This window comes from Ferdinandcohnia sp. SAFN-114, assembly GCF_059415045.1.
The window spans coordinates 1-10487 of record NZ_JBPFDQ010000130.1 but is presented as its reverse complement, the minus strand read 5'-3'; the positions used below and the strand labels follow the sequence as shown (position 1 = coordinate 10487).

The following is a 10487-nucleotide window of genomic DNA, read 5'->3' as shown; positions in this document are numbered from 1 at the left end:
TGTCAACTATTAGGTGGTTATGAAATTTTGAGAAAAAGAGAGTATTCGTGAGATAAATTAACTTTATAGAGGGAGGTTCAAATTTTGGACAGTAAAACAGATAAAACAGTCACTTTTTCAATTAGAACTACAGATATAAATTCAACAATTACACAAACTTTTACTTTTGAAGAATTAAAAATTGATGAAAATATGAGCACACAAGAAATTAAAAAGAAAGTTGATGAAATCTTTCAAGTATGGATTTTGGATAATATTAGCTTTTCTTGCATAATAGATGGCATAGAACTTGATGAAAACTAAAAAATAGAAATCTTTCTTACACATAAGATTAGTGTTCGAATAATGACTATTTATAGACCTCCATAGACCCAATAATGTTAAAAATCATTATTGGCTTTTTTATATTGTTAAACTTAAAACGCTAGCTAGATTACTTTACCGAACCTGTGATATTATAATCCTAAGGGCGCACTTATACACCGGATTGGTGTGTGCGGTTGCTTCGCAACAAAAACCATCCTTCCGAATGCTCGGAAGGTCAAAACCTAATTGCCTTCGGCAAGCCAAAACTACGTTTATCCAAACGGCAAAAATACAAAGCATCAAATTCTTCCTTTGGACTGAAAGAACTTGTATCTCTATCAAAATTAGAAGTTGCTTTGCTTTCTATTACTCTGTCCGTTTTTGGATCAAACGCGTCTCCACCAGAACCACGATTTAATTGAAAATCACTCACATAACAAAGTAAAGCTTCTGAAATTGTTTCTGGAATATTTACTCCTCTTGTATGCGACTTTCTAATAATTAAATCTAATTCTTTCCAAAGGAAATATGCTTGAATAGCATCATTAAAACGATCCTTATCAACTGTTACTAAATCCATAAATAGGTGTGTTATCCATTGCCATCGTACCATTTTCGCTTAACTGTGGATAGAACATTTAACTAAACCATCCTTTAGTTTTACCTGCCTTACCATAGAAAGCTTCCAAAATGTTGGCTATGAAGCCTTTATTAAACTTAATACTTTAGAAATAGCTGATGCCGTTTCAATCGTCTACCTACGATACTCCTGTATAGCTCTAATTGACTCCCATTAGCTGTGTGTCACGTCACTTGATGGATTCTTTAATAAATTTTTCTTATTGATTCTTTAGGCCTCTTTATTTTCTACTATGTCCTCCGCTACTAATCCTGGTATAGCACTTTCCTTTTCTTTCTTATCACTATCATCCACCACCATAGCAAATTCATTCGTAAAGTAGCATCCACCTGGTCCGTTTTATCAAATCACATATACAAACACAAAATAAAATAACAGACTAGCACGTTGTTGAAAGCACATCTAAAGTAGCAATGGCTGTAGTTTATCACAATATACAAATAATTAAAGGGCAAATCCTAAGCAAATGATTACCAGTTTTCAAGAAGTATATAACCCTACAAAACAAAAAAAGCGACACTAGGTGATTTTCCCAGTACCTTAATCAACACTAGTGCTTCTAATCGAATTAAAATACCATCTTACTTCGATCGGTTTATAGTTTATAAACCAATCCCACTTGCTGCATTATCATCAAACAGACTGACCTTTTTAATATATCGTTGCAACGAATCGGACCGTTTATGCCTAGTCTGCTTCATAATCTGATGCTCAGCCTTTCCTGCTTTTGCAGCCGTACTACAAAATCCACTTCTCAAACTATGAGCTCCATATCTATTTGGATCCAAGCCCACCTTTTCACTACAACTCTTCACGATCAGCCTCACTGATTGAGGAGTTAACCTTCCGAGTATATTTCCATGACGATCCAATCGACGAAACAATGGTCCTTCTGAAATGCCAGATACGGCCAACCAATCTTCTAAACTACGAACGGGACATGTTAATGGATTGCTTCCGTATGGGAGGGCAACATCCTGTCCTTCTCCTTTTTGGTCCGTTTTACTTTTATTTAAGTTAAGAATTAATCCGTCGCGAGTGATGGAGATATTTTCGATGTCTAACTGGACCAATTCACTTCTTCGTAAAGCCCCGGCCCAACCTATCACTAATAAAGCTCGGTTCCGTACACCAATTCCTTTATTCTGAGGAATCGCTTGGACTACTTGCCGAAGATCCTCAAGCCAAAGCGCATCTTTTCCTTCTTCTTTGATTCCGATCTTTCGCTGGATTCCGTCCCACACTCCTTTTACCAGGGCTGTTTTTGTAGGACTTGGATGTCCAGCTGTTTCATGGCGCTGTGAGATGGCGGTCATTTTCCGTTTGATGGAGGAAGCTTTTAATGTTTTTGCTAAAAACGTAATGTAATAGACAAGCGTTTCTGGGTCAGCTGGCAGTTCCAGAAATCCGTTCTTTTTACACCACTCGGAAAATTGGGTCCAATCGTTTCGATAGGCTCGTTTCGTATTTTCAGCTTTCGAGTTGGCCAAGTGATTTTTTGCTTCTTTCTGAAGCTCCAACATTTCAGTGGAAAGGGATGTTTCTTCCTGGACTTTCAATTCCAAACTCATGGATTTTTCTTCCTTTCTATGTAGTGATAACGTGGGTTATCGATAGTTAGATTACTAGTTTCATTGTACCTTATTCATGCGCAAATGAGTGTGTTTTTTAATATAAATCATAAATTCCCAATCATTATCCATACTTTGCTTGTTACCAGTCCCAAAAATATGATGGATGGATTGTTAAGATAGCAAAGGATGACATGGTTAATATGAGTTGTATTCCTGCCAGTCAGGGAGCGAAATCCTTGCTTATCGCACGCTTTCGCTCATGTGCTATTAACAAGTTTTGAATCTTGACGAAGAATCAGAAAAAACAATAGTGAGTTAATATAATAAGGAAAGTCCTGGTTCTATTTCGGAACTAGAGCTTTTGTCAAACTACGAAACTATATTTAAATAAAAAGTCAGTAATAAAGAGATTCACATTTTTCATCGTCAGCACGATTTCTTAATATTTACATTCTTAAATTTGGCTAAAGCTATCAGTAGCTTGTCCTATATATAAGTTTAATATCTTTTTTTTGTAAGTCCCAACTTTGAGAAAGTAAAGCAAGAACACCTTCATTTTCACGTAGCCCTATGTCTTCTTCAGCAACTCTGTTTTTGTCTATTTCTATCAAGTTTATTGAAACGGGTTTAGAAGATTCTATGGATTGAACTTCCTCCTCAACAATATCAACCAAGGTTACAGAAACATTCATTTCGCCATCCTTGCCAGATATAGCTATGTTATTTATAGCAAGTTTATACTCAGACGCCAGTTCATCAGTCACCTTCTTTTTCATTAAGTCAGTCACTTGTTGAGAAATCATATCGTTTTGAATTTGGTTAATTTTATTCGAATACTCATTAGTTTTTTCATTATATAAAAAATCACTCTCTTTGCTGATGTTAGTTTTAGAGAATAAATTATTGATATCTACCTTAAATATCGTTAGCACAGGTTGCAATAAGACAAGAAGGATAATTACACTAAGGACTGTTTTTACATACTTATTCCATTGCGAACTTGGTAATAGCATCTCTACCACATAAGCAAATAAAATTATTAATATTAACTGTTGAATCCAATTGGTTATTAACTCCATTTTCGCTCCTTTCAAAAACCGGAAAATATTTTTTCGTTTTTAATTTAATGGTTGAAATCTTCTTCTAATATATATGCTTAATATTATGAAGCTTAACCGTTATTCAGTCATTTTTCACATAAAGTTATAGAAAAGAGCCGCGTCAAGGGCGCGGCTCTTTTCTATAACTTTTATACAAAGAAAGCGTAATATCTTCTTTTCTTTTATGCATCTATTGTTTTTCTTCACTGCTCTCCGGACAAATAGCTCCTACACAAATTGGATATACATATCCAGTATATTTTGCCTTATACCCGGTAGAAGTTTTCTCTACAGAGTGCAAAGTTAACCATCCGGCATATTCGCCGTCACTATAGTAGTATTTGCTTGGCGGATAACTACTAAATTGTAGATTAATAAGAACATATTTATTCGAACTTTCGATTTGGCTAAATTCCTCTTTGCCAGTTGTTACTGATTGTGCAAAAGAATCATTAGCCGCAAACCCAAATCCCGAGAGAATTAACATTGTAGATAGCAAGACCTTTTTCATAACTTTCATTACTTATTCCTCCTTATTAACTTTATATTGTTCACTATATAATTCTTCACAAAATATGGAAGTCCTTCCAAAAATTAAAAAACATTTTATTAGTTTTGTAATTTTCCCCCCACTGGTCAGCTAATTCCTCTTTATTTTATAGACCTAGTGAAACTGATGATTATCTGTGATCTCAGCATTATTAGATAAACTAACTTTAGAATCAGAAAGCATTCGATAAACGAGAAATGTTCTTCCTGCTAATGCTTGAGCTTTTAGTGCTTCCACTTCAAATGAAATCGGCATTTCAGAGGCCACAACACCTACAACATGTTTTGATTGAGGAGCATGTGCATTTTGCTATATGGAGACATGAAAAACGATATTTTCCATTTTGGAAAACTTTGTATCTCCTCGTTAACCTTACCGATTTCTGGGGAAGTAGACGAAATTTCGACAACACCAAGTCTGAAGTGAAAAAAAGGTAAGCGAGCAATCGCTTCTCATTGTCCGTGGTACGTTGCTGATGGATGGAGAGCCCTAAAGTCTGTTTTTTCGCTATCTGTCATAAAAACCACTACCACGGACACAAACAAGGTCAAGAGTGGTGGGATTGTTGCTTTTCATTTATCAGGGTAAATGCTACAATATGGTTAACTACAAAAAACTTGGTTAACTTATTGGTAAAACTGTATCTAATGGTTAACCATATATGAGGTGGAGAAATGGCGGATAAAACATTTGGGGTAAAGGTTAGTGAGGAGTTGCATGAAAAAGTAAAGACTATGATTGAAAACAGCGGAGAATCTGCGAAAGAATGGTTTGAGAAAGCTGTCGCTGTTACTGAATTGCAGTCGATTAAACAAGGGGCGACTGATTACAGCCAAGATTTGAACGAGTTGGAAGTACATACTAGTCGAATTTATGAGCTTGTTTCTAATATGGTTCAACGGTCCATCTACATAAAAGACCATGCAGTAAAGGAAATTTCCGATAAGCTAGAGCAAAAAGAAGCGATCGTTGGTGAATGCCAAGAGAAGGTTAAAATGGCGGTAGAGGAAGCAAAACAGACTCAGGAAACGTTGAAGGTGGTAGAACAGGAGAAAAAGGAAGCGTTGAAGCAGCTGGAAGGATTGCGTGCCACTAATGAGAATAATCAGCTCTTAATTGATGAATATAAAGAAAAAAGTGATACATTAAGTGGCTTGGTTACTAAGTACAAAGAATTTGCGGATGAAAATGAAAAGTTAAAAGAGCGATTTTCTAAAGAACGTGAACGTCTACAATCCCAAGTGAAAGAAATTATTGTTCAAAATGATGAGTTACAAGACGAAGTTAAAGACTTAAAACAACAAATCGGGTTACTGAAAAATAGTCATGCTATTGAAATAGAACGTATTAATGAGAAAAAAGACTACGAAAAGGATAAGGCGTTGCTGGAGGTTGAAAGAGAATATCAGCTGAGGTTATTGAAGTCGAACGAAGAGTATAACGAGAAGTTAAAACAAATGTATGAAGAAATAAACTTTCTACGTAAGAAGTATGAGGAGAAAATCGAGCAATTGAAACAAGAAAGTGAAGGGGATAAAAAATAAAGGTAAATCCGGTTATTATCATTAGTAAGAAATAAAGTATTGTTTATTTAGACCGAACCTACAAAACAGGAATTGAATTTTTATGTATTTTTGGTTAACTATAAAATCCTGTTTTTTAAATGGTTAACATGTTTATGATGGTTAACCTGATATGAAAATAAATATATATATCCCCTTGATAGATAAGAGGGAAACATTAAGTGTCCTTTTTTTGCGGTTACTTACTTTGGGGGAGGGTTCAAATTTTGAATCCTCCAGTTGTTTAATGAGCTTATTTTTATGCTTTTAAATCAATATATCAAAATTTGATATAAGACAGAAAAAATAGGATGTTACAAGTATAAGGAGTATTTAGTAATGATCCTTCTATAATTGACGATCAACTAATTGTACAATTAGTGGTCCGATTATGGTCAGTGAATAGTTTTTTACCGAGCTTAATTTATAAAAAGTTGTTGAAAAGAGGTGCTTTTTTATGGATGCCGTTACTAAGTTTCATGTAGTTAAACTAAAACAAAAATTATTGGATATTGTTGTTTTGCTTCAACAAGAAAGTGCATACGGGAAAGAACAAATAGTTGAAGGTTTAGAGAAGGTAATTAGGGAACTTGATGGTTTAGATTTAGAGCTGAACAGAGCAAAAAGAATATCAATAGAACAAAGTTTGACAGAAGATGAAAGGGGAAAATTGAATGAACTCAAACAAAACATGTTAGTAGCTACATCAGAGATTGAAGTAAAATATTACGAAAACCAGATTCATGATTTTATTGATAAAGTACTAAAAGATAGAATTCTATTGGTTTAATTAAAGGCATATTGAGGTATAATTGTGTTGATCTACTGAGAGAAGAGCAGTGGTCCTAAGCGAGAAATAACCCATCATCTAACTGGACATTATTATTAGGCAGGGTGGGTTATTTTTTTGCTGAAATTCCCTGTAAGTAAGTTATTTTCCTCGAGCTACGCTGCTTCAAAAAATATCTGTCGTTCCCCCCTCTTAGTCATTGAATAAGGCCACAAATATAGTTTTATCTAGTAATAAATAGATGATTTTTAAATTAACTTTGGAAATCAATCTTTCTTTTTGATATAATTTAACTATATTTATTTTAACTTCTTTTTTTGTTGCAGTTCCTAGGCAGGAGCTAGCGGTAGTGTGTATTAAGCAAATGCGGCCTTTGGGGTCGATGAATTTTATTAAAAAGGGGCAAGTATGCCTTTTGTGGTTTTTAAACAATGCTAATCGTTACAAACGAGAATGGCAAGAGTGTGTGTAATAATCAATAGAGATTTTTTTCGACGGTTCTTATTGAATGGTCGTTTTTTATCTTATCTCTGTGAGGAATTTTATAATAATCAAAGTCCACGGCTTTGAGAGTGATTGTACAAAGGAAACAGTATCCTTGGTAGCCTCTCATTAGCTGTGGGCTTTTTTATTTAGACTAGAAGTCCGAGGTATTACAAGGGGGAGTGAGCAGATAAGTATATTTGTCGTATTTATCAAGCAGCCAAAAAGGACAAACAGAATGCAGACAGCTGTCAAGAGTCGATCGCCATTGGTAAAGCAGGCGGTTTAGAAAATATGCTACCAAACTAGAAAAAGAGGATTCAATCAATGGAATAATGATTGAACGACTGTAGCTCATGAAGTATAGAGCACCAGTATAAAATCTATTAAAAAGTTCTGTTTATGAAGGTTTAAACAGAGCGACTGAACTGATGGAATAAAATCAGACCAGTATAAAATGCTACCAGCCATTAGTAAGGGGACATCAATGGAATAATCGATGCCCGAAATACGTTCAGGATGAACGAGCCAAAATCTAAAACGTTCTTGTTCATGGAAGTCGAGCAGAACAAAACTGAATCATAGGAATTTAGGAACAGTAAAAACGCTAGAACTCCCAACGAGGCTTAATTGCTCGCCTCGATAAATAACTGAGCGGACTTCAACATGTAAGGTTGAATACTATCACTATCACAAATAAATACCACACCTTATGACGAACTATTTCATCAACACTATAGTTATGGGCTTCTGTTTTAGTCCTTTTGTTTTTCTTATATATCGAAAGGAGATAAATCATGGCAAGAAAAGGACGTAGTAGCATTGTTCACCAGGTATCACAAACAATTACAGCAATCAATCGAATTGGCGAATCAAAACGTGAAGCAAAGAAGAAGGGCACATCAGGTATCCATTCTATTAAACAAATTAAAGGGACCTTATCAGTTGCACAGAACTTTGTAAAATGGGTTAGAAATGAGTTTGGAATTAAAAGTATATATGAGCTAACCGAAGAACACTATACTGCTTATTTACAGTATTTAAAAGATCTAGAACGTTCTGCTGGACATAGGCAAAATGTAGAGACAGCTTTAAAACACATGCAGATGGGGATGAATATTCGTAGTAAAGAACTGGGACGGGAAGAAGTATGGTTTATTCCTAATAAGCGATTAACTGATTGGCGAGAGCTCAAGAAAGCTGAAAACCGCAGTTATTCTCAGAAGGAATACGAGAAATTGCTTCCATTCCTATCACAAAAAGTTCAAGCTGCAACTAAATTGATGAGATACATGGGATTAAGGGTAAGGGAGGCTTGTAACGTTAAGGTGATGCATTTTAAGACCGTCAGCCATGATGGATTAGAGTTGAGAATTTCAGAAGGTGAGGGCCGAGGAATTACAAAGGGCGGGCGATTTCGGAACACACCAGTTCCAAAACTTCTTATAAATGAAATCGAGAAAATGATGACCAATAAAGAACAGGATGAATTACTAATAGGGGTTAAGGAAGCAACTGTAAGAAAAGCTATTAACCAAGCCTGTAAAAAAGCTGGTATGAAGCAAAACGGCCGAGGGACCCATGGATTTAGGCACTTGTATTGTCGTGATAGATTACGAGAATTACTAGCAAAAAAAGGAATCGCAAACGAGGGAGAAGTGATGCTAGAACGTATTATGAATAACAGGGACAAAGGGCGAAAAGCTGATTATAGCATTTTAACAGAACAAGATATCAAAGTTTACAACTTATTAAAATCAGCGATTGACCAGGTGCACGAAGAAATTGGCCATGGTGAAGATCGGTGGGATCTCGCTGAACGATACATGCGATAAAAAGGAGGGATTTTTAGTGATTCAAGAAAAAACACTGGAAGAGCAACTACGTGAAGAGATTGAACGACAAAAGGCACATATTAAAAAACTTCAGGCTGACGTAGGGAAATGGAAGCGAATGGCCCGAGAACAAAAGCCAAAACCCGAATTTATAAGGGAGCAGCATGATGAGCGCGGTCGACATATTATCGAAATACACTTAAACGGTATCCCGGGTGATGTTGGCTACCTAGAGGCACTAGAGCATCTTAAATATGAAGTGTTGCCACATTACTACCCATACTATTATGTAGCTTGTTATCAGTCACAGAAATACGATGGATGGATTGCAAGGTTAGCGAAAGTGGACATTATTGACATGAGCTATATCCCAGCGAATCAAGGGGGTAACTCCAAAGAGATATTAAACAAATTTTATTGGGATCTTTATGAGCAATTAAAACGGTATAACCACTATTTTTCTTCTGTTGAGAATATAACGAAAGAAGATATAGCCAAAGTGGAGGGATTAGTCTTTTTAATTAATAGAATGATGGAAAAAATGCTGGAGACAGAATTTTAAAATTAAGGGATTCAAATTTTGGATTACACGGGTTATCAATTTTTTTATAGAACAGGCCTACTCCGTTTATATTGGCTCTATCGACCGAAAACATGATGTTATGAAAGCCTTTTTATTGTTTTCGCCAATTATTATTCGGCTAACCGTGAAATTCATACCATTTTGTCTATTAATCTAGAAGCTTGTCTGATAAAATAATAGACAAAGAAAAAACTCCCAATGGTTTGGCCGCCGCGGGAGTCTTTAGGCAAGGGATTCGTGTACCCTTTTATTTAATTGATGCTATTAATATAGCATAGGTACACGTCCTTTTCCAGTAGGGAGGAGGATTTTTTTATGGGAAATTTGAAAGAAGCGCAATATCACGCCTGGTTCCATCATCATGATTCGGACGGCTGGATCACTGTCGCAAAGAAATCACTTGGCGGATTCCAGCAAAGGTACTATAAACCTCAAGAACTGGCGAAAAGCCTTTCAGATTGGCTGGGAGAAGACGTTTATTTCAGCCAGAATACATTTTATAAGCCTCAAAGACAAATTCAAAATTTAAGGCAGTTAAAGTCCTTGTACGTGGACCTTGATTTTTATCTTTTTAATTACGATCCTTCCTGGATAATAGGGAAGCTCGAATATGATTTCTTTGGCCAATCTATTCCAGAGCCCAATATTATTATATTTAGTGGACAAGGTGTCGTCCTGATCTGGTTATTGGAGCCGGTTCCCTACCGTGCCCTACCGTTATGGCAAGCGTTACAGGATTACTTCTTAAATCAATTAAAAGACCTGGGCGGTGACTCAAAGGCGTCCGATGCAGCACGTGTATTTAGGCTTGCTGGGACTGTAAACTCTAAAAATGGGGCTGAGGTTCATGCGGAGTATCGTCATGATTACCGTTACGAACTACGTCAGCTGCAGCGTGATTACCTACCAGAACTCGAGGAAAAGAAAAAGACCAAGGGACGTAAGGGTAAGGTCGTGCGTGTGCACGCGGTTCGCTCTCTCCATCATGGGGTACAGCCAACATTTCGGAAATTTTGTACGCTAAGCAAAATTCGATATAGAAATAGCCAAATACCTGTACGTTA

The 10487-nt window shown here is 36.1% G+C and carries 9 protein-coding genes and 2 pseudogenes; 6 read left to right on the top strand and 5 right to left on the bottom strand.

What is annotated here, in order from left to right; all coding sequences use genetic code 11:
• Nucleotides 1-84: 84 nt before the first annotated feature.
• A complete protein-coding gene (locus ACR65M_RS25260; RefSeq protein ID WP_223254546.1) occupies nt 85-303 on the top strand; it encodes a hypothetical protein in 219 nt (72 codons plus the stop codon).
• A gap of 238 nt (nt 304-541) precedes the next feature.
• Here the strand turns inward: ACR65M_RS25260 and ACR65M_RS25255 are convergent, their stop codons facing one another.
• The 5 genes and pseudogenes from ACR65M_RS25255 to ACR65M_RS25235 all read right to left on the bottom strand — a co-directional run.
• Nucleotides 542-886, bottom strand: coding sequence for a Bsp6I family type II restriction endonuclease (locus tag ACR65M_RS25255; protein WP_189655363.1), 345 nt, complete (start codon nt 884-886; stop codon nt 542-544).
• Nucleotides 887-1548: 662 nt separating this feature from the next.
• Nucleotides 1549-2517: a tyrosine-type recombinase/integrase gene (locus tag ACR65M_RS25250; protein WP_223254545.1), complete on the bottom strand. Its 969-nt coding sequence runs from the start codon at nt 2515-2517 to the stop codon at nt 1549-1551.
• Nucleotides 2518-2993: 476 nt separating this feature from the next.
• Nucleotides 2994-3599: a stage III sporulation protein AF gene (gene spoIIIAF / locus ACR65M_RS25245; protein WP_116354864.1), complete on the bottom strand. Its 606-nt coding sequence runs from the start codon at nt 3597-3599 to the stop codon at nt 2994-2996.
• A 211-nt stretch (nt 3600-3810) separates the two neighbouring features.
• Complete coding sequence (locus tag ACR65M_RS25240; protein WP_116354863.1) at nt 3811-4140, bottom strand: hypothetical protein; 330 nt, start codon at nt 4138-4140, stop codon at nt 3811-3813.
• A 144-nt stretch (nt 4141-4284) separates the two neighbouring features.
• Nucleotides 4285-4449 (bottom strand): annotated as a pseudogene (locus ACR65M_RS25235) (SpoIID/LytB domain-containing protein); the annotation flags it as partial.
• Nucleotides 4450-4844: 395 nt separating this feature from the next.
• On the opposite strand from ACR65M_RS25235, the gene ACR65M_RS25230 reads away from it, so the two are divergent.
• The 5 genes and pseudogenes from ACR65M_RS25230 to ACR65M_RS25210 form a co-directional block, all read left to right on the top strand.
• A complete protein-coding gene (locus ACR65M_RS25230) occupies nt 4845-5714 on the top strand; it encodes a coiled-coil domain-containing protein (RefSeq protein ID WP_116354861.1) in 870 nt (289 codons plus the stop codon).
• Between the two features lie 475 nt (nt 5715-6189).
• The gene (locus tag ACR65M_RS25225; RefSeq protein WP_116354860.1) at nt 6190-6522 is read left to right on the top strand and encodes a hypothetical protein; all 333 of its coding nucleotides are present in this window, start codon (nt 6190-6192) and stop codon (nt 6520-6522) included.
• Between the two features lie 1280 nt (nt 6523-7802).
• Nucleotides 7803-8840 carry a tyrosine-type recombinase/integrase gene (locus ACR65M_RS25220; protein WP_116354859.1) on the top strand — a complete coding sequence of 346 codons (1038 nt, stop codon included), beginning with the start codon at nt 7803-7805 and terminating at the stop codon, nt 8838-8840.
• Nucleotides 8841-8856: 16 nt separating this feature from the next.
• Nucleotides 8857-9402, top strand: a complete 546-nt coding sequence (locus tag ACR65M_RS25215; RefSeq protein WP_116354858.1) for a hypothetical protein — start codon at nt 8857-8859, stop codon at nt 9400-9402.
• A gap of 336 nt (nt 9403-9738) precedes the next feature.
• Nucleotides 9739-10487, top strand: a pseudogene (locus ACR65M_RS25210) (hypothetical protein); the annotation flags it as partial.

Excerpts from the sequence above, each read along its gene's own strand:
- ACR65M_RS25240 (WP_116354863.1), bottom strand. The coding sequence starts at position 4,140 with ATGAAAGTTATGAAAAAGGTCTTGCTATCTACAATGTTAATTCTCTCG.
- ACR65M_RS25225 (WP_116354860.1), top strand. The coding sequence starts at position 6,190 with ATGGATGCCGTTACTAAGTTTCATGTAGTTAAACTAAAACAAAAATTA.
- ACR65M_RS25255 (WP_189655363.1), bottom strand. The coding sequence starts at position 886 with ATGGATTTAGTAACAGTTGATAAGGATCGTTTTAATGATGCTATTCAA.
- ACR65M_RS25230 (WP_116354861.1), top strand. The coding sequence starts at position 4,845 with ATGGCGGATAAAACATTTGGGGTAAAGGTTAGTGAGGAGTTGCATGAA.
- spoIIIAF (WP_116354864.1), bottom strand. The coding sequence starts at position 3,599 with ATGGAGTTAATAACCAATTGGATTCAACAGTTAATATTAATAATTTTA.
- ACR65M_RS25250 (WP_223254545.1), bottom strand. The coding sequence starts at position 2,517 with ATGAGTTTGGAATTGAAAGTCCAGGAAGAAACATCCCTTTCCACTGAA.
- ACR65M_RS25220 (WP_116354859.1), top strand. The coding sequence starts at position 7,803 with ATGGCAAGAAAAGGACGTAGTAGCATTGTTCACCAGGTATCACAAACA.